Source organism: bacterium, assembly GCA_021158245.1.
Lineage (GTDB): Bacteria > Zhuqueibacterota > QNDG01 > QNDG01 > QNDG01 > QNDG01.
This window is the reverse complement of the sequence record JAGGVB010000024.1, coordinates 1-25,430: the sequence shown is the minus strand read 5'-3', so window position 1 is coordinate 25,430 and position 25,430 is coordinate 1. Positions and strand designations below refer to the sequence as shown.

The following is a 25,430-nucleotide window of genomic DNA, read 5'->3' as shown; positions in this document are numbered from 1 at the left end:
TTAATGCTGATAATTTTAAGGAGGGCGGAGTTAAGTATCTGTTTAACTGCCAGTTTTCTAATATAGATGCCAACTATATTGCAGGGCCGGGAAAGGGGGAGAAGACAGTTGTCAATGCCACAGCCTCCATAAAGGGGAGGGGGACTGATCCTGAGAAGGGGATAGATGTAAACGGGTATTTCCGTATTTCGGAAATGGGGTCGGAATTTGCAGCTGCTCTTTTAAAAGGGATTGATCCGTCCGGAACGGATAAATCAATACAGATCACAAGGCGCCTCATAAAAACCGGGTGGAAGCCGATGGGTTTTGCTTTTAACCTTAGGCATGGTTATATCTATCCGTCTCTATCTTTATCACAGCCGTGGTTTTCTCCCATTCGTATTCCTGAGAACCTGGAGTATGGAAGGCTGCCGCTGGCATTTTTTATGGAAAACATGAAAAAGAATAAAAAGGAAAATCTGAAATGAAAACAATTAAATCCATTTCCGCTCTTGCGGTTTTTATGATGCTGTTTTTTTCCTGCACCATAAGAGCACCGGAACTGAGGGTTACAGGCGAGAAAACAACCCTTGAAAGAGAAGTAATCGGTACATACGACAGAATAAAACAGGACACATGGATGATTGCGTCCACAAGAGGCGCAGGGCACAGGCAGTCTGTTGTGTCTCCTGAAAAGCGGAGGGTTCTGGAAGCTATTCAGCGTCAGAAGTTTAACAGGGATGATGTTGAGGAATTTAAAAAAAAGGGCTTTATAGGGGAGGACGTGCATGGATTTCTATTTGTACGTAAAGAGGCGGCTGCCGCATCTCCTGAAGAATCGGATCTGGTAAGAGAGATTGTGGAGGAAGAGAACGAAGACAGAGAAGTGATTGTAGGAAGAATCATTGAGATAAACGGATCATTAACAGAGTCTGCCAGGAAGGGAATTGAACAGGTTTTTGCCCGTATGTATCAGGAGAATTCCCCGAAAGGCACATGGATACAGAGTGCAGATGGAACGTGGAATAAGAAAAAATAGATTTTTCGCAAGAGCCGGTTTTTTATCAGGGTCTTTTATTTTTATAATTTTCTTTTTGATCTGTTTCAATCTATATGCAAAAGAGACAGACCTGCCGGAACTTGTACAGATAACAACACATCCGGAAGCGGATTTTCAGCCTTCAGTTTCTCCTGACGGCAAAAGGCTGGCATTTGTCTCTTCCCGCAGTGTTAATACTGATATATGGATTCTGAAACTGCCCCGCGGTGTGCCCTGCAGGATAACAAGGCATAGTGCGGATGATTTTCTTCCTTCATGGTCTCCTGACGGCAAAAGTATTGCTTTTGTATCACGCAGGTTCGATGCTTTCGGAGATATCTGGATTGCTGAAGTGTCTTTGTTGAAAAACGGGGCAAAACTTAAGAAACTCAGAAGAGTAACAGAATACAGAGGTGTTGATATATCCCCTGTTTTTTCTCCTGACGGCAGATACATTGCATACACTTCTACGCGTTCGGGAAAACGGAATATCTGGGTTTATGACTTGAAGGAGGGAAGCCCTTTTCAGATTACTGCACAGGGAGGCTTTGAACCTTCATGGTCTCCGTCTCCTTCGGGAAATCTTATTTTTACTTCAGTAAGAAAAGAACCTGGCGGCGACCTGTTTCTGATTAATATCAACAATCCTGAAATTCTCGGAGGAAAGGTTGTACAAATCACAAAGGGCAGGGATGCGGATAGATCAGCAAAGTTTTCACCCCTCGGAGATGAAATTGTTTTTGTCCGGCAAATAAGAAAAAAAGTACAAAGTGATGGTTCTCCCTCTTTTGAAAAAGGAGTCCTCTTTGTAAAAAAAATAAACGCGGATTCTCTTATATCCGGGAATCAAACCCTGACTGACAGTCCGGAAATTCAGATTACTACAAACTTTTCGGGAAGCTCCTGTCCGTCATGGGGAATTGATAATAAAATCTATTTCGGTTCGGACTATAAGCATAAACTTGATATCTGGTCAATTCCTGCACACGGAATTATACCTCAATTACCTGATGCACGATCGGAGTATGAGAAAATTCTTGAGAGGTCAGGGGAAGCAGTATCGCTGCGAGCCCTGTCTCAGATTTTAATTTCCCTTAAATCTCTTGTGAAACGGTTCCCGTCGGATTCTCTGATTAAGGCGCGTTCTCTTATCCAGCAAGGTGAAATCTATCTTACTTTAAATGATACTGCAAATGCATACATTAGTTTTAACAAAGCATATTTTGCTTCTCCACACGGTTCCTCTGAAAAAGGCCGTGCGTTTTTAAAAAGAAGCTATTTTTCAGAATATTCAACAAATAAAAAAATTGAAGAGTGTACAAAGATTGCAGAAGTTTACAGGACAAACCGCAGAATTCAAGCTGAAGCCCTGATACAGAAAGGCGGCCTGCTTATACGGTCCGATAATCATGCAGGCGCTCTTGAAGCATATACCAAAGTTCTTTCCCTGTTTCCCTATAAAAGCAATTTCAGGGCACAGGCTCTTTTAAAGATAGGAGATATTTTTGCGGCTCAGTCCGAGCAGAATATGGCAGACAATGAATACCTTACTGTTCTAAAGGAGTACAGCGCTGTTCCTCTGTGGCGAGGCAGGGCAGGCGAACGGCTTCTCAGTTATGTTTCAGGAACATTAAAAGAGAGAGTTTCCAGGCTCCGCCGAATTATAAAGGATACGGAAGATGTCCCCTCTCTGCAGGCTCAGGCCCATCTGTTGATCTGCAGAACATTGATAGATTCTTCCCGCTACAGGCAGAGTGCAGAAGAGTTAAAATCAACCGCGCAGCTATTCCCTGATATTGAATGGGCAAAGGCAAAGGCGGATATTATGCTTGCTTCTGTGTATGAAGCCCAGGAGGATGAACTCAAAGCCATTTTCCTTCTTGAAGATGTCGAAAAGGAGTATTCTCTGACCGAAGGGGGCCGGTTTGCTTCCCAGGCAAGGGAGATGAGATTTTCTCTTTTAATGAAAACAGCGGAACGTCTGTTTAATGCAGGAGATTTTGCTCTTGCAGAAGCTCGCTTCCGCCAGGCTTTAAAACTGCACCCTGAAGATTTTAAAGTACACAGAGGGCTTGTAAAGTCCGCATTTTACAACGGGACAATTGATGCCCTTTTAAAAGAGTACGAAGAGAAGGTAAATAACAAAAGCAGGCCGAGTATTTTTTACGGTTACGGATTGGCATTTTCATTTAAAGGTGAAAAGAACAGAAAAAAACTAACTGAATCCAACAAGGCGCTTTCAGAATCTCTTAAACAGGATTATCAGCAGCCTTATCCGTATTTGACCCTGAGCTATAATTATGAACTTATAGAAGATTACATTGTACGGGAGAGAAGCAGGAAAAAGGGGATTCTAAGAAGAATTAGAGATATTATTTATTCTCCGGTTTCAATGATATACGGTTTTTTCAGAGGCGAGAGCAGCAGGGGAAGTAATTTTCATGAGAAAGCTATTCAGACACTTATTACAGGTATTGAAGTTAATGATGAGAAGAAGAATCCTAAGCTCGAAGTAATGCTGCTTCAAAATCTTGCTAATAATTTTTACAAACTGGGGCAGTACGGATACGGCAAGGCGTTGTTCTACTATCAGAAAAGGCTGGATACAGACACAACTTTTTTAACAAATCTTGAAAAGGCAGTCTTTTATCAGCGGGCAGGGCATTGCGGTGTATTTACTCAGGATACAACAGTTACTGTCAAATACCTGACAATTGCAGCAAAAACGTTCAAAAAAATCAGCAAAGTTGATGAAGAACTCCGTTCGTTGAATTTGATTGCATTTTACTACTATCTTTCAGACAGATATGAAGATGCACTTCCCATCTATCAGCAGATTGGAATGCGGTATGAGAGAATGGGGCGGTACAGAGACGCAGAACTTGCGTTCAGGAATCTTGCATATAATTTTTATCTTCTTGAGGAGCCCAGGGAAGTTATTACAGAAGGAAAAAGAGCGGAGAAAATGCTGCCTGCATTAAAGGGCATTCCGGAAAAAGCTAGTGATAAATATGTGAGAATAGAACTTCTGGGCCTCTCCATTCCCATCTGGAAGGTAAGTACAATCGGGCCGGGATTATCCGAAGGAGTTTCTTATTCGCAGGAAGCTGCCCTTATTTACGGGTTGATCAGCAGAAGTATGGAAGATATGGGAGTTGTTCATGAAGCGATAAGCTATGAGCTTAAAAGGCTTGAACTTTTCCGCAATTCAGGAGACAAACTTGCAGAAAGAGTGTGTCTTAACAGAATAGGGGTTCTCTTCCTGAAACTGGGGAATGATGATAAATCCTGGGATTATCTTCTTGAAGCTTTTCAAAAATGTATAAAAGCCAAAGATAAGGCAGGAACGCGCCTTACAACTCTTAACCTCGGATATACGGCATTGAAGGATCTGTCCGGAAAATGGGACAGTGATAAGGGAGACTTTGCAAGGAAAATTTTATCTGAAGAATTAGAGAGGAATAACAGTACAGATCGGATAAGTAAAATAGAAATTCTGAATATACTTGGCGGAATTGAATTTTCCGAGGCTCAAAACTTAAAATATAAAAATATAAAAATATTATTTAATGTTAAAAAAACATTGAAGCGTTTTATGAAGCTTGAGCAGTCTGTCAGATATTTTTTACAGGCAAGGGCGTTTGCTGATCAATACGGTAATTTTTATCTGAGAGGAGTTATTGACAAAAATCTGGCAGAAGTCTGGGCTGCGTCAGGAGAGTATGAAGAGGCGTTAAAAACCGTTTCACAGGCCGAAAGATTTATTCGCAAATCAGGCGATTTAAGGCCGATGTGGAGAATTATTTATGCAAAGGCAAGATTCCTTTCGGCAATTTCAGATTCTGCAGGTCCGGAAATTGACAGTCTTTATACGAAAGCTGTGGAATTCCGGCTTAAAGTTCCTCCTAATGAAACAGTGCCCTTTTCCCTTGTACCTGTTGAAGAGGAGCACAGAAAACTTTTTGACGATGCAGCTATGGAAAGTGTAAAAAAAGGAGATATTCCAGAGGCGGTCAGGATTCTTGAACAGGGAAAGCAGAGAGAAATTGCTGAATTTGTCAGTATTAGTGAGCCTCTTTTCAGGAAAGAGAACCATAAGATAATATGGAAAAATTATTTATATGCAAAAAAAGAGGCCTGGATTCTGTCGGAATCATCAGGTGCGAAAAGAAGGAACAGAGAGCGGATTAAAAAACAGGCGGAAAGAGAACTTGAAAAATACAGGCATGCTATTCAGCAGGAAGATGATGTTCTTGCCTATTTTGCAGGTGCTTATGAATTTTCTTTATCAAAGTTCCAAAATATACTGCCGGATGATGAGGCGGCAATCCTGTTTATCCCCGGCCATGATTCCAGTTATGTGGCTGCTGTCACAAGGGATAGCGTCTATTCAGGAATAATTCCATATCCGTATAAAAAAATTAATTCAGCAGTGTCGGGATTTAAGGAAGAATTTTACAACTCCTCATTGTCAAAGATTGAGAGCAGGCATATTTTTGATCTCCTCCTGTCTCCGATGAAAAGAATTATCAATAAAAAGAAATCCCTTATGTTTGTTCAGAGCGGTTTCGTTCATAATCTCCCTTTTGAGGCCCTGGCTGATGATAAGGGTTTTCTCGGTATGGAGAAAAATATAAGATACTGCCCGGATTTAAGTTATGCTTTAATTGCGCAAAACAGGCCGCGTATAAACCAGAAATCGCTTTTATCAATAACTGATACACGCAGCAATATCAATGTAAAGAATTACGGGAATTTAAAGGTTAATGTGCTCTCCGGCAGAGATGCGACGCCTGAAGCTTTACACAAGGCTCTGTCCGGTGCAGACATGTTTATATTCTCAAAAAGATTTTTTTACAGAGATACTGATCCTTTCGGTACAACACTGTTTCTTGCTGCAGACACATCTTCGGAAGGGCTCATCAGTTTAAGAGATTTGTTCTCTTTTGATATCAAAGCCAGTATTGCCATACTTGAAAGCAGAAAAAAAATAACGGACGATGAATTGTCAGTTTTTGCCTATACGTTACTTTACGGAGGAGTTCCCTCTGTTTTGTGGATAAGAAAACCTGTACCGGAAAATACAGAGGATGCGTTTTTAACAGGGTTCTTCAGAAGCATATCTTCCATGTCTTTTGAGTCTGCATTCTTTAATGCCAGATTTCAGACAAAAGATGATACTGCTTTTTCGTGGGCATGTTTCAGCTTTATGGGGTTTAATGGATTTTCAATCGAGAAGAGAAGATTATTTGCCATGAATAATATTAATAAACGATTGTCCGTGGCATATAGTTTTTACAAGAAGCGTGATTATAAAACATCAAAAAAATATCTTGAAGAAGCACTTGATATGGCTGCAGCCATCGGTGATACTGCAAAACAGCATTCAATATACAGGCAGCTCGTAAGTGTAAGTATTAAAGCAGGTATGTGGGAAAGTGTAGTTTTTTATCAGAAAAAGATTATTGGAGATTATGCCTTTAAACCAGGCAGGCATTATAAAATTGAAATGTCCAGGTTTGTATCCATTCTTGTCAAGGCCGGACAATTCAGGCAGGCTGCGGCAATTCAGAAAGAAATTGCTGTAAAAGCTGAATCTGGAATCAAGCGTGAGGAGGCGGTTCTTTATCTTGCATTTCTCTATTCGCGTGCGAGAGAGTTTAAAAAAGGCGCAATATGGGCGGATAGTGCAAAAGTGATGGCTGAGAAAAGAGGAGACAGTATTGACGAAGCAAAAGCCCTGCTTTTCAAAGGTAAATTCCTTGTCGAAGGAGATTCGTCTTTGGCAGGCCTGATGTCCCTTAAGCAGGGTATTGCAATGTTAAAATCAAATGGCGGGCAGAATTCGGATATTCAAAAGAATATCGCTTCGGGGTATCAGCTTTTGGGCCTTGCATATGAGAAACTCGGCAGGTACAATGAGGCCCTGGATGCTCAGACTGAAGGGCTTTCTCTGTTTAAAGATTTGGGGTTTAAGGTTCAGCAGGTTCAGGGCATGCAGTACATGGCAAACCTTTTATGGAAACGGGGCCAGTACAAGGAGGCTCTGGAATATCAGGAAAAAGCACTGGTACAGCTTAAAAAAGGCAAGGATCAAAACCTGCTTGCAGCAGGATACAGTACAAGAGGCCTTATTGATATGGATATTGGCAATGAAGACAGGGCAATGGTGTGGCTTGAGAAAGCATTGTCAATTGCAGAGAACGGGAAAAATGCATTAAACGAAGCAACAATCCTTAAAAATATGGGGCTGGTTTCGATCCGTAAAAAAGAATACAAAAGAGCAATGGAGTTTTTCCGCAGAGCAGTAAAAGTTGACAGTGTTGCCGAATACAAACGAGGCCTTGCTTACGACCAGGTTGATCTTGGGCTGCTTTTGATTGAACTCGGGAATTTGAAAAAGGCGAAAGCATTTCTGCAGAGGGGGCTTGAACTTTCAAGACAGATAAATGATAAGCGGGATGAAGTGAAAGCCCTGCTTGCTCTCGGCAGGACTTTGAACCTTCTTAAAAAAAGAAAGATGAGCCTTGCGGTTCTTGATACTGCATATAATGATGCTCTGAATCTCGGAGCCCCTACATTTCTGTGGCGCATTGCAAGGCAGAGAGGGCTTGTTCTTAAAGAGACAGGCAGAAAAAAAGAAGCAATAGGAGAATTGAAAGAGGCTGTAAGAATAGTTGAAAAGGTGCGCAGGGATTTGAAAGTAGAAGAGCTGAAGCAGGGATTCTTTGGTACAAAAACGGATCTTTATGCAGATGTTGTTTCTATGCTTCTTGATATGGGGGAGAAAGAAGAAGCATTTTTGTATGCAGAAAGAGCGCAATCACGAAGTTTTATTGACATGCTTGCTGACAAAGAGATTGAATTAAGTGCTGAAAAGTCAGATGTTATTCAAAAGATCAATGCTGTACGAAAAACCGTGGAGAGCCTGGAAGACAGTATAGAAGTAGTTAAAGCATCTTTTACGGGAAAGGATCTGCTGAAAAAACTCCGCAGAAAATTGGAAGTTACACAGCGGGAGTACGCAATACGCGTTTCAAATCTTAAAACTTCTTATCCTGAATTGGCATCTTTAATAACAGTTGACCCGTTATCTGCTGCAGAGGTTCAGGAAATGCTGCCGGATAGTGTAGGGCTTGTTAAATATTTTGTTACTGATAAAAGTGTAATTATATGGTTTATTTCAAATAACAGGATTGAAGTAAAACAAAAAGATATTCCATCCGGACATCTGAAAAAATTAGTGTACCTTTTCAGAGAAAATATACAGGCCTATTTATCAGTTGACAATCTTTCAAGGGCGTTGTACTCTATTTTAATACGGCCGGTTGAAGGATTGGTTTTTTCTGAAAAGCATTTGATCATATCTCCCCACAAAGTTCTTCACTATCTGCCTTTTGCTGCACTTAAACGCGGAGACGGATTGTATTTGATTGATAAAATCTCTGTTTCATCCGTACCGAGTGTAAGTGTGATGCGTTTTTGTATAAATTCCAAAAAAGGGATTAATAGAAAGGCACAGGTTTTTGCTATTGGTAATCCGGCGGTAAAGGGAAAAGAACCATTGGTTTTTGCAGAGAGGGAGATAAAGGCAATTACACGTTCATTCCCTGATTGCAGAATATATACGGGGGAAAAAGCAACGGAAGGCGTAGTACGAAAATATGCAGGATCATATAATGTTTTGCATTTTGCATGTCATGCGGTTTACAATGAAAAAGCCCCCCTTAAATCATCTCTGTTTTTAATGCCTGACAAGAAATTTGACGGATTATTAGAAGCAAAGGAGATCTTCGGGTTGAAGGTAAAAGCAGACCTTGTAACTTTAAGCGGATGTGAGACAGGTATGAGCAAGGTCTCCCCCGGGGATGAAATTATTGGATTTACGAGAAGTTTTATTTTTGCCGGTGCATCTTCCCTTGTAAGCAGTTTGTGGAAAGTAAGTGATCTTGAAACCGCAGTACTTGTAAAACGTTTTTACAGAGCACTCAGTAAAGGACAATCCAAAGCAGGTGCCTTGCGAAATGCACAGCTGATTGTAAAGAAAATGGTAAACAGCCATCCTGCTGCATGGGCAGGGTTCACTCTTACAGGGGATTATCAATAAATAAGGAAAATATGATGTTGGATTGTGCAATTACCGCTGCAAAAGAGTCCGGACGTATTCTGATGGAGGGATTAAAGAACCCCGATATGCGCCGAATTGAGAAGAAGGGTATTGGGGATTATGTAACTGAAATAGACCGCGAATCCGAACAGGCAGTCATCAGAATTATAAAAAAATCTTTTCCGTATCATCAAATAGTTGCAGAGGAGTCAGGCCTGGACAGAGCTGAATCTTCATACCAGTGGATTATTGACCCTCTTGACGGTACTGCAAATTACGTGCATTCAATTCCGGTATTCGGAGTTTCGATAGGGCTTATGAAAGATGCGGATATGATTATAGGGGTTGTATATTCTCCTGCAACAGAAGAGCTGTTCTGGGCTGAAAAGGGAAGGGGTGCATTCCTTAACGGCAAAAAGATAAATGTATCTAAACAAAAAGATTTTGCAGATTCAATGATTGCAACAGGCTTTCCCTGGCGTTCAAGGCATCTTATCAAGCCGTATCTTGAGTCGTTCCGTGAAATATTAACCGGTTCTGCAGGTGTAAGGCGTATGGGTGCTGCTGCAATTGACCTTGCATACACTGCGTGCGGCAGGTTTGAAGCTTTCTGGGAAATTCAGCTTAAGCCGTGGGATATTGCTGCAGGATCGCTTCTTGTAAAAGAGGCCGGTGGTGTTGTTACTGATTTTAAGGGCGGGATTGATTTGTCAGCGGGGAATATAGTTGCCGGATCTCCTGATATACATAAGCACATTGTTAAGGTAACTGAAAAGTATCTCGCTGATGTGGCATAAGGAGCCGGGGAAAAAATAATAAGGAAGGATTGAGATGAAATTCAAAACGGAATATCTGTGGTTTAATACATCAAAAAAGAGGGAGCTTATCAATATTACTGACGATGTGCAGAGAGTTGTAGACGAGTCCGGAATAGATGAAGGCATGGTTCTTGTCTCTGCAATGCACATTACAGCAGGTGTTTTTGTCAATGACCATGAGCCTGGCCTGTGGCAGGATATTGATGCCTGGCTGGAAGCTCTTGCACCCTTTAAGCCTGACTACATGCATCACAGAACAGGAGAGACAAACGGAGATGCTCATTTAAAAAGCCTTCTTGTTCACCACCAGGTTGTTGTTCCTGTTACAGACGGAAAGCTTGATTTCGGCCCGTGGCAGCAGATTTTTTATGCCGAGTTCGACGGGATGAGGAAAAAGAGGCTGATTATCAAAGTTATGGGTGAAGCAACTTAATACTTTAGATTCCTAAAAAGGCGGATATCGGAAAAGAATGGATATTTATAGGGGCTGTATCAAAAGTCGATTTGAAGTCATTACGAGGAGCGAAGCGACATAGCAGTCTCAGGAGTTGAGCACGAATTGAAGAGAATGCTTCTTCCGGCAAGCCGGAATCGCAATGACAGGGTTGGGACTTTTGATACAGCCCCTTGATTCAAGCTTTCATCATCTTGAATTCTAATTCAAGAATAACAACGAAAGGGTGAAATTACTAAATAAATGAAAAATTAATTGACAAATTGAAACTAATTGTTTAAATTTGTCACATGTATATAGATCGCCCAATAAAAAAAATAGTTGATCAAGCTCTCCGAACATTCCCCGCTGTCCTTATTACAGGGCCGCGTCAGTCAGGAAAGACTACTTTCCTGAAAGAAGAATATGGGGAAATATGTAACTATGTAAGTTTCGACGATCCCCTTGAAAGACAATTTGCAAGTGAAGATCCGAATGGTTTCCTTGATCAGTTTTCCGGAAAACCTGTTATACTTGATGAAATTCAGTATGTACCGCAGCTTTTTTCCTGGTTGAAAATGCGTATAGATTCTGAAAGAACTCGCAGCGGAAGATTCCTGATGAGTGGTTCACAGCAGTTTCAGATCATGAAAAATGTCAGTGATTCTTTAGCAGGGCGTATTGCAATTTTCGATCTGTTGACATTTTACAGTGATGAATATTTTACTGTTCATCCTGATCATAAAATTCAGGATATTATCTGGAACGGAGGATATCCCGAACTTGTTCTTCATCCGGAGCAGAGATACCTGTGGATCTCAAGCTATATACGATCCTATGTAGAAAGAGACATTCGTCAATTGCAGAGCATTCGGGATTTAGGGCAATTTGAACAGTTTATCGGGCTTCTTGCAGCGAGGCACGGACAGGAACTCAATTTGTCGGATCTCAGCCGTTCAATCGGACTGAGTGTGCCGGGCTGCAGGAAATGGCTTAATATTTTAAATGCTTCGTATATGATTTATCTATTAAAACCATTTTATCGGAATTTTGGAAAACGGCTCATCAAAACTCCCAAAATCTATTTTATGGATTCTGCCGTCACTTCGTATTTTACGAGACAGCCTTCTTCTCAGGGCCTTTGGCATGGTTCAATGGGCGGCCAATTCTTTGAGGGCTGGGTTGTTATTGATACATTAAAACGTCTGGTTACACTTGGGCAGCCAACTGATCTATATTTTTGGCGATCCCATGATGGTATGGAAGTAGACCTGATTTTAATGCTCAACGGCCGAGTTTACCCGGTTGAAATTAAACAGACTGCTACTCCTGTTCCGAAGCATACAGCTTCATTGAATAATTTCAGGCGTATTGCGGGAGATATCTGTGAGCCTGGAATACTAGTTTGTACGGTTGATGAAATAAAGTTGCTTCCCATGGGTATAAAGGCTGTACCGTGGAAAGAATTCGGCCGGTGGATTGAATCCATTATTTTTAATAAATAATGGCTCAATATTGAGATGTACGGCTGATCACTATATTCTTCTGAAGCTGCAGGCAAAACAAAATATTTGAAAGCGGTAAAGAAAATATTCGGAGAAAACAATCCGTAATTCAGTGCCTGAATTGAGGCGCTGACATTTTTATAGTATCGCTGTTTTTAATTGTTAATGCCCTTTAAATCCGTTTTATTTTTGTCTTGACAGAATATACAAAAATCATTACCTTTATTATACTTTGTTTTGTTTGGGCTTATGGACTAAAAACAGTTTGATTTTATGCATAAATTAAATAACAGGCAAAAAGATATCCTCCGGTGTATTATTCAGCAGTATATTGAAACTGCTTATCCGGTGGGATCAAAGCATCTTGTCAAAACGTACAGGCTGAATTCAAGTTCTGCCACAATAAGAAATGAAATGGCAAACCTTGAAGAAATGGGATATCTGAATCAGCCTCATATTTCAGCAGGACGCACTCCTACTGAAAAAGCGTACCGTTTTTATGTTAATAGCCTCATGAGCTCAGAAGGGCTTTCTACTGATGAGAGAAGGGCAGTAAAAGAGACTATAAAAAGCAGCGGTTCAAGTATGAGCAGTATTCTCGATGAAACATCGAAAATATTAGGGAAAATATCAGAAGAGCTGAGTGTTGTTTTAACTCCGTGGCTTTCCTGGGGGGTTTTTGATCATCTTGAGTTGATTAACCTAACTGCCGGTAAGATTCTTGCTGTGATTCATGTAAAGAGCCGTCTTGTGAAAACAGTGGTTCTTGAAGTTGATTCGAAGTTAAATGATGAAGATCTGATTAAGGCGAGTTCGGTTTTGAATGAGAGATTAAGCAGCCTTACTCTTGAGGAAATTCGAAATACTATAAAAGAGAGAGTAAGAGATGCAAAACCCTGCTGCCGTGTTGTTATTGAAAAAATTTCAGGCCATGCAGAAGAACTGTTTGATTTTTCAGAGCCGATGGAAGTCCACTATTCCGGCACAAGGAATATCTTAAAGCAGCCTGAATTTTCATCTATTAACACAATTGAACCTCTCTTATCTCTGATTGATGACAAGAGCCGGCTTGTTCGAATATTTAACCGTAAAGTCCGGGATGTAGAAGTTACAATAGGCAATGAAAATGAAAAGATGGACCTGAAGTCCTTTGCTGTTGTTGCTGCAAGTTACCGCAGGGGAAGAGATGTTGGTACTCTCGGCGTTGTGGGCCCTATAAGAATGAGATACGATAAAATAGTTCCTCTTGTGAATTATGTAGCGAAAACAATGAGTCAGTCTTTTTGTTGAGATAAAGTTAAGGAGCAGTTGTTCGGATATATGGCAAATTCAAAAAAGTCAAAAGAAAAAGCCTCTGCAGGAGAATTTTTAAAAACAGAAAAAAAACAAAAATCGTCCAAAAAACGGGCACCTAAGAATAAAGAAGCAGAGCTGAAAAAAAAGTTATATCAAGCTCAAAAGGAGATTGATTCCCTGCAGGATCAACTCCTGCGGCGTACAGCAGAAATTGACAATATGCGTAAACGTACCGAGAGGGAAGTTTCTCGCATTATTCAAAGCGCAAATCGTGATCTTATAAGAGATATTCTTTCTGTAGTAGATGATTTTGAACGTTCTTTGGAAGCTTCAAAAAAAGAATCTGCGGAGCACGAACTGTTAAAAGGTGTGGAACTTATTCACCAGAAGCTTATGTCTCTGTTTTCCAGATACGGGCTTACTCCTATTGAGTCTGTCGGACAGCCCTTTGATGTTGAGAAACATGAAGCCTTGTTGCAGGTTGAAAAGAGTGATGTGCCTTCCGGTACGGTAGTTGAGGAGTATGAAAAAGGGTACATGCTTAACGGAGAAGTCCTGCGGCATGCAAGGGTAGTTGTCAGTAAATAGGCGTAGAAGGATAGTTGGTGGAAATGGTAAAAAGAGACTATTACGAAGTGCTGGGCGTTGAAAAGACCGCTGATACTGTTGAGATTAAGCAGGCCTATCGTAAACTGGCAATGCAGTATCATCCGGATCGGAATCCCGGTGATAAAGATGCAGAGGAGATGTTTAAGGAAGCTGCAGAGGCCTACGAAGTATTAAGCAACTCCGAAAAAAGGCAGAGATATGACAGATTCGGCCATGAGGGTTTAAAGGGCGGGTCAGGAGGCTTCGGCGGATTCGGATTTGATTTTGACCTCTCTTCAGCACTCAGAACTTTTATGGAGGGATTCGGCGGGTTTGAAGATTTCTTCGGCGGTTCTTCCGGAAGGAAAGGGCCTGCTAAGGGAAGTGATCTTCAGATAAGGCTTAAACTGTCTTTAAAAGAGATCGCTTCCGGAGTTGAGAAAACGATTAAAATAAAGAGGATGGAGAGGTGTAAGGCTTGCGGAGGAAGTGGTGCAGCAAATTCAGATGCTGTTCGTACTTGCCAGAAATGTAATGGTACGGGACAGATACGGCAGGTAAGCAGATCCATTTTCGGCCAGTTTATAAATGTGTCACCATGCCCTGTCTGCGGCGGCAGAGGATCTGTAATTACAGACAGATGTTCTTCTTGCAGCGGTAAAGGGATTAAACCTGCTGAAGCGTATCTTAAAGTCAAGATTCCGGCAGGGGCTGCTGAGGGTAATTATATTACTCTGAGCGGAGAAGGCAATACAGGTGCCACCGGAGGCGGATCAGGAGATGTGTACGTTTTTATTGAGGAAAAAGAGGATAAACTTTTTACTCGTCATGGTGATGATGTCCTTTATGTATTGAATATAAGCGTAACACAAGCTGTACTGGGCGATGATGTTGAAGTGCCTACTCTTTCGGGAAAAGCAAAACTAAGGATTGATTCAGGTATACAGTCAGGAACAATTTTAAGAATGAAGGGCAAGGGTATTCCGCATCTTCATGGAAGAGGCGTGGGAGACCAGCTTGTAAGAGTAAATGTTTGGGTGCCGAACAAACTATCAAAGGATGCAAAAGAGTTATTTGCAAAACTTGCTAACCATAAAGATGTTTTTCCTCCGGAAGATTAAGAGGTTTAATTAACCGGAGGTTGCTGATGTTTGGTTTTAGCAGGCGGGAAAAAATTGCAGTTCTTTTTCTTTTATGTTTTTTTATAGCAGGATTATTATTATACTGGTACAGAGATAATTATAGCCCTTTGCCGGATACTAAGGGGATTAATATAAAACTTGCTGCACATGATACAACAAGGCAGATGCCTGTAAAAGATAAAAAGAGATCAGACAGGCTGAGTATTGAAATTAATAGTGCTAAAGAGGTGGATTTTGAAAAACTTCCGGGCATAGGCCCTATCACAGCTGCAAGGATAGTGTCTTTTCGGAAGACAAACGGAGGCTTTGAATCAATTTCACAGCTAATGGATGTTAAGGGCATAGGAGAAAAAGTTTTTAACAGAATTAAACCGTACGTTTTTGTTAAAAAGTAAAATAATAATTAATAACTAATCTCCCATTTCAATAAGGAGGAAGAGCAATGGCAGAGAAAGCCAGGGGCAGTATTTTTTATGAAATACTTATTGTTGTTTTTGTAGTCGGACTTATTTTTTCCATAGTGTATCCTTCCGGCGTATGGAAAAAAGAAGATGAACTTCAGAATGTTTGCAGAGCTAGGATGTCGGCTCTTAATCACCTTGAGTACAGGTACATGGAGAATACCAATACCTTTACAGATAGTATTCCCAAGTTAATGAAAAATGTTTTTATGTATCCCGAGGTAGTTGATGCAATCGACTCGTCAATAAACTGGGATAAATTGGTAACATCAAAAAAGATGGCCGGCCTTATTCGGGGGCTTGATCTTCCGGATACACTTCGCTCAGAGATTACAGCACGTCTCGATGCCGGAAGGCCTTTAATGAGCCTTGCTGATTGGGATTCTCTTGAATTAAAACTTATTGCAGGACTTAAGGTTGCTATTTCTGATTCAATGTTCCAGATGGATTCCCTTAAATTTGCAGTTGATTGGAGAAGCCTTGTTGGAGAAAATAAATTCTGGGATATTATTAGCAGTGACAAGATTTCAGCCAGGGTTTTAAACAGGGCAAACAGAAAAATCCAGACAGGTAAATTAATTAATGAGATACGCGAGTGGAAATACTATGCACCTCTTTTCTTTGGTGAGTTTAAATCAATGCTGCAGCTTGCCGAGAGGAAAGATGTCTGGAATCAGGGCCAGAGAGATCAATGGGAACCTGGTAGGGAGGAGCAGTGGATGGCGGACATGGATACACTGTCTCAGGCATCAAGAGATTCCCTGTGGAAACAATATCAGGTTAAGTTGTGGGGAAAGAATAAAGAACTTTTATGGAAAGATCAGTGGAAGGCTTTATATGCAAAAGAAAAAGATACCTGGATTAAAGAAAATCAGGCTGTATGGAATAGAATAGTTGAGAAAAACTGGAATACAGAGCGTAAAAAAAGGTGGCTGAAAGAAAGAAAAGCGGGCCTGCCTGATTCACTTGCAGCTATTTTTACATCTATTCGTGATTCTCTGTGGAGAGCAGAGCGCGACAGTATATATAACAATGAATTTGCTATGTGGGAAAAAAGAAATAAAAAGCAGATTAATGAAATTATTAAAAATCTTTGGGAAAGCGATCGTAGGCTGACATGGGATGAAGAAGCTTTTACCATGTGGGTTAAAGATAATGAGGCAAATCCTGATAGATTGTGGGCATACCTTAAAGCAGAAGTTTGGAAAATAGAGAAGGATGTTCTATGGCGGGGAGAAGAGAGAAAATATAACGGCAAGATAAGTATGCTGAAGCATCTCAATAAATCCGTTCAATGGCAGAAAATACTTGGCAGGGAAAAAGTGCAGGAGATTGTCAGCGGTCTTCAACTTCCGAATTCCAGGACTATGGTTAAGCTCTTTAAAAATGAGACAGGTAAAGATAAATCTGCTGTTTATTCGCTTGGGCTTGCTCCATTATTAAATGCTGAATTGCTTAAGAGTGTTGATATTTGTCCTGTTGCAAATGCACATCATATCGTTGCGATTGATGATACATCCATTGTTGCAAAGTTTTCAATTAAATGTCCGATTGTTGATACATTGAAAACTCCTTTTATATCACATGTGGATACAGCAACAGGAGATACAATAAATATCAAGCTTTCTCTCCCGTTTTTTGAGAAGGTGTTTGGCGGAGGTGAAATCCGTAATCATGGTAATATAGATATGGATGGGAAAAAGAGCTGGGAGAAAAAAGCCAGATAATTTGATAACTAATTAAGAGATTTTTTTGTGAGCCCTAATGATCAATTTTTTGTTGGTTTATCGCTCCATTCCGATTTCGTCAGAATTGCGGAAAGTGACGGGAATTTTATTACAAGTGTTGCAGAGCGGCCTTTTATTCAGAAATTTGGAATGGAGCTTTTCAGGTCTGATAATTTAGATTTTACTTTTGTTGAAGATACTATTAAATCTCTCGTTGATTCTGCAGGAGTGAGGGCAGACAAAACAGGTGTCGTTCTTGCAGCTGAAATGGTTAATATAAGAAAGATACCTGTTGCCTTAGGCCTTGATCAGGATACGATTCGAAGCCAGCTTGAATGGGAAGCGGAGCAGTTTTTGGTATCGCCCCGTACTGATTATGTTCTTGAGTATCAGAAACTGCCGTTCCAGAGCAGGGAAGGTAATCCCCTTTATCTTTTAGTATGCATACGAAAGCAGATAATATCAAATATTCACAAGATCATAAAAAATAGCGGGCTTAAGCTTGTGGATATTGATGTTGATATTTTTTCCAATATAAGATCAGTTATGCAAAGCTATTCAATAAATAATGAAATGCCGTATGCATTGATTGATGTTGGTACATCGTTAGTGAATATAGTGCTTTTGCAAAAGGGGGAATATTTTCTCTCCCAAACAATGCCTTTAAAGGATGATAGCACCAGCACTGCACCTGATTCTTCAGCTATTTCCGGATTAATTGAAAAAGAGTTAAAACGGCTTTTGTTTGGACATGATATCGGCCAGGGGTTTGAAGATCTCGGAGGAATTTTTTTCACAGGATCGCAAAATGCTGAAGATTTGGTACGGTATATGGAATCAAATACCGAAACATTAGTAATAGCGGTTAATCCATTTAAACGTATCCGTCTTTCTTCTGATCTGGAAGAATCACAAGAAGTGAACAAATATCCCGATAGATTTACAGCACCTGTAGGGGCAGTTATTAAAAAGTTTCCCGGGCTTGTGAAAGAGGCTTCGTAGCGGGATGAAAATATGTAAAGGAGGTTTGAGTCTATGGTAGATATCAACCTTTTTCAGGACGATGAAGCAGAAGAAGAAAAAAAAGAGAGCGGGCAGGATAATACCGGCCAAAAAGCAGGTGATACACATGAAGATGATCTGGTTAGTGATTTTGGCGATGAGTTGAATGATGACTTGGGATTTGGGGAAGACCTTGATGATGATAAATCTTCTGATGGGTTCGGAGATGATATTTTGGGGGGCGATACTGATATTGATGAATCAATACCAGGGTATGATGAACTTGATATTGAACAGGAGAGTGATAATTATTCGGGAGGTGGTGGGGCAAAGAAGCAGTCCTCGTCGGTTTTTCTGTGGATACTGCTTGGTGTAATTGCTGCAGCTGCATTATTTTATTTTGTAGCTATTGTACCCAGACAGAAAGAAGTGGCAAAAAAGCAGACTCAGGCTGCAAAAAGGCCTGATGTGCAGAAACTCATTGAACAGATGAGGCGGCAAAGGCAAAAAGCACAAGGTATGGACAGCACAAAAGCTGCGGAAACAGCTGTATCTAAAAATACTACATTAAATAAAAAGCCAATAAAACAACGTACAACTCAGACTTCAACTACAGTATCGGCATATTCTGAACTTAACAGCAATTATGCGGATGTTACAGATAAAATTGTCAGCATGCTGATAAATAACGGCCAATTAGGTGCATTTTTAGTGTTTGATGATGGCTTTGCAGTTGAATACAACGCTGCTATTCCCAACAGTGCGCAAAATTTGGCATCAAAAATAGGGACGTTGACAGGAATAAAGGATTTAAAAATATCTCCTGAAGAGAAACATAAGACGTTGGGACAGACAAGATATTGGGGTGTGGTTTCAGGAAAATTTCCAAAGAATTTTACATCTGATTTAGCTGCTTCAGGATCAGGATTTACAGCGAGAACTCTTTCTGAAAGATTAAAGAGCATTGCCCGAACACAAAAACTCAATATTAAGAAAGTACAGATTTTCAATTCACGCCGTGAAAAAGGCAGAAAAATTCATCCTGTGCGTTTAAAGTTGGAAGGCAGGGGAACAGATGTTCTTGCGTATATGAAAAATGTCTGTTCTATCAGAGGCAATTTTAAAATATCAAAGATAATGATAGCACCTGTAATGCTGTCTGATTTTCACGGTAAAAATTTAAAGGTAGTTCTGGATCTGAATGTTGCAGAGGGAAATTTTTCTCCGTGATAAGAATAACCGGTGGATCGGCAAGGGGCAGGAAGATAAAAGGCCCGCAGGGCTATGAGTTCAGACCGACCACAGGGCGTGTAAAAGAATTTATTTTTTCTGTATTGAGAAATGAGGTTGAGGGTGCAGTATTCCTTGACCTTTTTTCAGGTACGGGTTCTTTTGGAATCGAGGCTATAAGCAGAGGTGCTGAAAAGGTAATATTTATTGAAAAAGCACGGTCAAGTCTTGAAATACTGAAAAATAACCTTGAAGTATGCTCTTTTTACTTACAAGCAGAAATAGTAGTCGGAGATGTTTTCCGGGTGCTTAAAAGCCTTGATCAGAATAATATTTCAGTTGATTTGATTTTTGCAGACCCTCCGTTTAAAGGTATGTTCAGGCAAAAAATTGCAGAAACCGTAGGTAAGACAGAAGTATTAAAGAAGGACGGGCTTCTGATAATTGAGCATGAAAGAAGAGATATGGATAATGAGAAACACAATATGAAGCTATTCAGGCAGAAATTATTCGGAGGTTCTGTAGTTTCATTTTATTCACATGGAGGGGAAAAATGAGAATCGCTGTTTATCCGGGCACTTTTGACCCTATAACAAATGGACATCTTGATTTAGTAAAAAGAGCCTCACAGATTTTTGATAAAATTATCATTGCTGTATCAAATAATCCTCATAAAACCCCCCTCTTTTCCATTCAAGAGAGGAGAGACCTGATAGCGCAGACAGTTGAAAGCATGGAAAATATTGAGGTAGATTTATTTGATGGTTTATTGGTAGATTATGCTTCGGAAAAGGGGGCTTGTGCTCTTATCCGTGGTTTAAGGGCGGTTTCTGATTTTGAATATGAGTTTCAGATGGCTCTTATGAACCGAAAGCTGAAACCTGATTTGGAAACAGTATACCTTATGCCAAGCGAAGAATATACTTATATCAATTCTACAATTGCAAAAGAAATTGCCAGGCTGGGCGGTGATGTGTCATGCTTTCTTCCGAAACAGGTTGTTGCTGCGCTTAATATAAAATATGCCAAAACCCAAGTTTAAGGAGAGTATGCAATTATGGATTTTACAGAGTCAATCAGAGAAAAAGTAAAGAAGCTGGACAAGCATGTTGTACTTCCGGAAGGCACTGATGAAAGAATGCTGAAAGCTGCAAGATTTCTAGTTGACGAGAATATTTGTCGAATAACATTGCTTGATATTGAGCAGAATGTAAGCGAAAAAGCAGCAAAATTGGGAATAACACTTAATGGAATTAATATTGTAGTACCATCAGAATATAGAAGGATTAAAGAGTTCGGTGATGAGTATTTTAAGCTTCGCAGGCAAAAAGGCATTACAGAAGAGGAGGCATTTAAAACTGTTCAGGATCCCCTTTATTTCGGTGCAATGATGCTTCGTATGGGAGAAGTTGATGCAAGTCTTGCCGGTGCTGTTAATAATACCGGTGATGTAATGCGTGCCGCAATAAGGTGTGTAGGCCTTGCTGAAAATGTTACAGCTGTTTCAAGCAGCTTCTTAATGATAATACCGGGCAGGAAAGAGATTGTAAGTTTTGCGGACTGCGCAGTAATACCTGACCCAAATCCTGAACAACTGGCAAGTATTGCAATTGCAAGTGCCAGAACTCATAAAAGTTTAACAGGTGTTGAGCCTGTTGTTGCTATGCTGTCGTTTTCCACTTATGGCAGTGCAAATCACCCAATGGTTGACAAGGTTAAAGAGGCTGTAAGTATAGTCAGGGCAAAGGCGCCGGAAATTACTATTGACGGTGAAATGCAGGCAGATGCTGCTCTTGTTCCTGCAATAGGGAAGCGGAAAGCCCCGGAAAGCAATGTTGCAGGCAGAGCAAATGTGATAATCTTCCCGGATTTAAATGCAGGCAATATCGGATATAAACTTGTGCAGAGACTTGCAGGTGCCGAAGCTGTCGGCCCAATTATACAGGGACTTGCAAAGCCTGCAAATGATCTGTCGAGAGGATGCAGCGTAGATGACATAATTAATGTTTCAGCAATTTGCTGTTTATTAGCAGAGTAATTATTGAAATTATATTTTGAACGGGGTGAGTAAAAGTTTTTTGTCATTATGAACAGATTTTCAGGATATTAAACAGATTAAAAAGAATCGGGTCAAATCCGGATTAAACTGTATTTTGACTTTTAATTCACCCCTTAACATTTGAGAAGAGCCATGGCAGGGATAAATTTCAGTGACAACATCAATGGACGTGGACGTTCTCTCTATCTGCAGACAAGTTCAGGGGAAGAAGATAAAGTAATAGTTTCCGCACTTTTTGACAGCGGGCGTTTATTACTGAAAGAGGAGATGGAGATTCCTCAGCATACGGCAGCTTCTTCTCTCTTGAAATATGTTGAGACAGTACATATCAGCAGGGTTAATGAGATAGAATTGCTTTATGATATATCAGTTAAAATAAAAACCGTAAGGCACGCAAGAAGCCTGTGTATTTTGGGAGAACAGTTTTTAAGATGGAACCTTCTTGATGAGGCTATTAACGAACTGGAACTTTCACTGAAATATAAAGAAGGAAATGGGGATGCATATAAATATCTTGGAATAGCGTACATGAGAAAGGGCGGTATCGAAGAAGCAATAGAAGTATTTAAAAAAGGAACGGAATTATTCCCTGAATATCCTGACTTGTGGGTTCAACTGGGGATGGCTTATTTAAAAGAAGAAGGCTTCACTGATGCAATAAATTCATTTGAAAAAGCCCTGGAAATAAATTCGTCTTTTGATGAACCCTATTTTCTGCTTGCACGGACTTTTTCGGAAATGGTGATTGCCAACAGGACAATGGATAAATTTCAGGATAAAGAGGTTGTTAAACAATTTGCAAGAGAGAATCTTACAAGAGTTTCTGCAATTTCCGAACGGTTCAGGACTCAAAGTATTGAACAGGTCATGAGATTATTTCATCAGAATTTATGGCAGGAAGCAGTAGAACTTATGGAAAAGATATGGATTGACCTGCCGCCTGTAATTGATCTTGATTTTGACAGAGCATTTTATCTGAATTTGATGTACGGAGAGAGAGGGCGGGAGGAAGGTTCAGTCGAAAATTATGTAGAAAAGATGGAAGGCCTTGTTAAAAAACATCCCGAATTTCCAGATCTGCACAATAAACTGGGTATTGCATATCTTATAGAATGCCGCAATCTTTTTAACAGGGCTTTGCATCAATTTAAAGCTGCCAGCGATTTAAATCCTGAATACGGTGAGAGTAAAAGAAATTTTAAACTTGCAAAAAATGATGGTAAGGGCCTTCTTTTACTTTTAAGGGCAATGCTTAAATAGTGGTCTATATCCGGCCAGGCAGTTTTTCCATAAATTAAAAAATTTAGTTATAAATGTACAATATCTTACCCAATTTCAGTAATATCAACAATATATAGTATCCCCTGCATTAAAATGTGTTCTATGGTATGCTATTTGCATATTTTGCTAAGGTTACATTCCATTGATCTTGAAAAGGTTAGAGCATGATAAGCAATATTTGGAACCGCATAAATTTTCCCGGAAGAATATACATAACGTTATTTATTTTGTTATTAGCTGTTAATGTTTATTCACAAATTACATCAGTATCTATTTCGCTTAGTGATCAGCAGGCAGGGAAACAATCTTCATATACTTTTTCTTTCACTACTTCAAGGACTATTCCTGCCGACGGAGTCATAGCATTTTATTTCCCGTCAGGCTTTGACCTGTCAAACGCTGCAGTTACATCATCAACTATTGATGGTACATTTACGACTACAACAAGTGTAGCAGGTGATGTGCTTTATGTACACAGATTCGGTGACGGTAATAGTACTTCTTCCGGAAATGTAACAATTGTTCTTGATCCGGTTACAAATAATACCAGAGCAGTGCCTTATTCTCTGACAATAGAAACAAGAACTAATACCGGAGTAGTAATAGAAACAGGTAGCGGAAATTTTGATATAGTTTCTTTAGACAGGGTAAGTTCATATACAATTATATGCGGTACTTTGCAGACTGCAGGTACAGGGTTTACAGTTCAGGTTCAGGATGCTGTTGACGAGTATGGGAATCATTGGGACGGATATGGATATATAAGTATTTATTCAGGCGGCGGGGATTCACCTGACGGATATTCTCCTGTATTAAGGCGTATTCCCATTAGCCATGGTGACGGACAGGAAACTCAGATTCTTTATAATACGCAGCCCACAGTATTTGAATTAAGTGTGGGCCACATGGAGCAACAGACCGGCACAATCACTATTCGTCCCGGTACTCTCGGGGGTTTTGAAATTTCAGGAGAACCTGCTTCTGCAACAGCAGGAATAGCATTTACCGGCAATGTTACAGTAACAGCTTATGATATTTATGGGAATACAAAAACAGACTATTCCGGTAATGTTGTCTGGAGCTCAACAGATGCGGATCCGTTTCCCGCTTCTCTGCCGATTGATGACGGAGCAGGGTGGACAAATGGTTCAAAAGCATTTACCGGATCCGGATTTATTCTCTATAATTCACCGTCACAAACAATAACTGCAACAGACCAGACAACAAGCAGTGCGGCAGGAACAAGCAATACAATTGCAGTAACATCTCATCCGGATATTGCAGCTTATGAATTATCTTTTTCCACAGGGCAAACTCAGCATGCAGGTGTGGGATTCCCATTAGATGTTTCAAATATACACGATAAATATGGTAATGATTGGTCAGGAAATAGAACAATAGATATCAGCATATTTTCAGGAGGAGGAGATTCTCCTGACGGGCATCATCCTGAAATAAATAGTATTCCTGTTACAATAAATTCAGGTTCCGGCATAGAAGTACTTGTTAATGCTGTTCCGACTGTTTTAATGGCGAGTGTGGACGGCATTATCCATTATACTAATCCGATTGTAATGCTGCCAGGTGCATTGGACGATTTTATTGTTGCCGCGTCGTCTCCTCAGACAGCAGGCACGTCTTTTCCTCTTAATGTTACTTCAGCAGTCGATACAATGGGAAACCCGTGGACAGGCGATGTTGCAGTGTCAATAACAACACCTGCGTCGAATCATGCTCCTGACGGTACTGCACCTGCAATTAATAATATTCATATTATTAACGGAACCGGAAGTGCAAACCAGACATTAACTTTGGCGGCAATAACGATTTTTCAGGGCACTGCACAGAACGTATCACGTACAACAGGAAATATTTCAGTTAATCCCGGCCAGTTGTATGAGTTTGCATTAAGCGGAGCTCCGGCATCTGTTGTTGCAGGCGGGGCCCTGGGAAGCGATATAACTGTAACAGCTTATGACGGATATAAAAATATTAAAACTGATTTTACGGGATCTGTTACATGGACATCTTCTGACCCGTTTCAGCAGACTGTACCGGCAGATGACGGTACAGGATGGAATAATGGATCAAAAATTTTCAGTGGAGATCAGTTTGCATTGTATCGTGAACCGGCTCAGACATTTACTGTACAGAGCGGCTCTGTGTCAAAGCAGACAAGTGATATTATTGTTACATCTACGGCAATTGCAGAATTTGATTTGAGCTGCGGAAGAAGCCAGGTTGCAGGAGTACCGTTTTCATTAATAGTAACTGATGCACATGACCAGTACGGTAATAGCTGTGATGATACTGTTAATGTTTCCCCGCAATCAGGAAGAGGAATTTCTCCTTCAGGCGCATTACCCGTTTTCCATAACATTATTGTTGAAAACGGCACAGGCGAATCTTCACAGACTTTTGTTAATGCTGAAACAGGAGTTGTAATTCAGGGGATTTCGGGAAGTGCATCTGATACTGTGTCAAATATTACGATATCTCCCAATATGCAGCCTTCAGCCCTTTCACGTATAACAATCAGAGATGCGGCAAATCAAGGGGGATCTGAAGTTTTTGCGAGAAGTGTACAGGTTGGTGAATCACTGAATCTTTTTGCTGCAGGGTATGATCCTTATGGAAATTTTAGAAAAGATGAGGAAGTAAACTGGGCGTCACAGGGTTTTAACCCGGCTTTTCAGCAGACAAATGTATCTTCTGTAACTTTTATGCCTGATGTTGTCGGAGAGGGGTATTTGACTGCTTCAG

18 protein-coding genes are annotated in these 25,430 nt (G+C 40.4%); all 18 read left to right on the top strand.

Annotated elements, in window-relative coordinates:
- Positions 1-467: hypothetical protein (locus tag J7K93_01345; protein MCD6115635.1), on the top strand; the 467-nt coding region annotated here is incomplete at its 5' end.
- Positions 464-1,018: a DUF1318 domain-containing protein gene (locus J7K93_01340; protein MCD6115634.1), complete on the top strand. Its 555-nt coding sequence runs from the start codon at positions 464-466 to the stop codon at positions 1,016-1,018. The genes J7K93_01345 and J7K93_01340, both read left to right, overlap by 4 nt.
- On the top strand, positions 993-9,125 hold the full coding sequence (locus tag J7K93_01335) for a CHAT domain-containing protein (protein ID MCD6115633.1): 8,133 nt from the start codon (positions 993-995) through the stop codon (positions 9,123-9,125). Before J7K93_01340 ends, J7K93_01335 begins: the two co-directional genes overlap by 26 nt.
- Entirely contained in the window at positions 9,089-9,922 is an 834-nt protein-coding gene (locus J7K93_01330; GenBank protein MCD6115632.1) for an inositol monophosphatase, read from the top strand. The genes J7K93_01335 and J7K93_01330 overlap by 37 nt, the downstream gene beginning before the upstream one ends.
- Before the next feature lie 34 nt (positions 9,923-9,956).
- Positions 9,957-10,376 carry a YjbQ family protein gene (locus J7K93_01325; GenBank protein ID MCD6115631.1) on the top strand — a complete coding sequence of 140 codons (420 nt, stop codon included), beginning with the start codon at positions 9,957-9,959 and terminating at the stop codon, positions 10,374-10,376.
- 311 nt (positions 10,377-10,687) lie between these two features.
- Entirely contained in the window at positions 10,688-11,881 is a 1,194-nt protein-coding gene (locus J7K93_01320) for an ATP-binding protein (GenBank protein MCD6115630.1), read from the top strand.
- A 273-nt stretch (positions 11,882-12,154) separates the two neighbouring features.
- Positions 12,155-13,171 (top strand): heat-inducible transcription repressor HrcA, encoded by a 1,017-nt coding sequence (hrcA, locus tag J7K93_01315; protein ID MCD6115629.1) that lies wholly within the window; start codon positions 12,155-12,157, stop codon positions 13,169-13,171.
- Between the two features lie 30 nt (positions 13,172-13,201).
- Complete coding sequence (locus J7K93_01310; GenBank protein MCD6115628.1) at positions 13,202-13,765, top strand: nucleotide exchange factor GrpE; 564 nt, start codon at positions 13,202-13,204, stop codon at positions 13,763-13,765.
- 23 nt (positions 13,766-13,788) lie between these two features.
- On the top strand, positions 13,789-14,886 hold the full coding sequence (gene dnaJ / locus J7K93_01305) for a molecular chaperone DnaJ (protein ID MCD6115627.1): 1,098 nt from the start codon (positions 13,789-13,791) through the stop codon (positions 14,884-14,886).
- A 26-nt stretch (positions 14,887-14,912) separates the two neighbouring features.
- Positions 14,913-15,302, top strand: a complete 390-nt coding sequence (locus J7K93_01300) for a helix-hairpin-helix domain-containing protein (protein ID MCD6115626.1) — start codon at positions 14,913-14,915, stop codon at positions 15,300-15,302.
- A gap of 47 nt (positions 15,303-15,349) precedes the next feature.
- Positions 15,350-17,095, top strand: coding sequence for a hypothetical protein (locus tag J7K93_01295; protein MCD6115625.1), 1,746 nt, complete (start codon positions 15,350-15,352; stop codon positions 17,093-17,095).
- Positions 17,096-17,122: 27 nt separating this feature from the next.
- Positions 17,123-18,097, top strand: coding sequence for a pilus assembly protein PilM (pilM, locus tag J7K93_01290; GenBank protein ID MCD6115624.1), 975 nt, complete (start codon positions 17,123-17,125; stop codon positions 18,095-18,097).
- 33 nt (positions 18,098-18,130) lie between these two features.
- On the top strand, positions 18,131-19,327 hold the full coding sequence (locus tag J7K93_01285) for a hypothetical protein (protein MCD6115623.1): 1,197 nt from the start codon (positions 18,131-18,133) through the stop codon (positions 19,325-19,327).
- Positions 19,324-19,884 carry a 16S rRNA (guanine(966)-N(2))-methyltransferase RsmD gene (gene rsmD / locus J7K93_01280; GenBank protein MCD6115622.1) on the top strand — a complete coding sequence of 187 codons (561 nt, stop codon included), beginning with the start codon at positions 19,324-19,326 and terminating at the stop codon, positions 19,882-19,884. Before J7K93_01285 ends, rsmD begins: the two co-directional genes overlap by 4 nt.
- Positions 19,881-20,369 (top strand): pantetheine-phosphate adenylyltransferase, encoded by a 489-nt coding sequence (coaD, locus tag J7K93_01275; protein MCD6115621.1) that lies wholly within the window; start codon positions 19,881-19,883, stop codon positions 20,367-20,369. Before rsmD ends, coaD begins: the two co-directional genes overlap by 4 nt.
- Positions 20,370-20,384: 15 nt before the next feature.
- Entirely contained in the window at positions 20,385-21,365 is a 981-nt protein-coding gene (pta, locus tag J7K93_01270; protein MCD6115620.1) for a phosphate acetyltransferase, read from the top strand.
- Positions 21,366-21,518: 153 nt separating this feature from the next.
- Positions 21,519-22,646, top strand: coding sequence for a hypothetical protein (locus tag J7K93_01265; GenBank protein MCD6115619.1), 1,128 nt, complete (start codon positions 21,519-21,521; stop codon positions 22,644-22,646).
- A gap of 185 nt (positions 22,647-22,831) precedes the next feature.
- A partial coding sequence (locus J7K93_01260) for a hypothetical protein (protein MCD6115618.1) occupies positions 22,832-25,430 on the top strand: 2,599 nt, incomplete at its 3' end.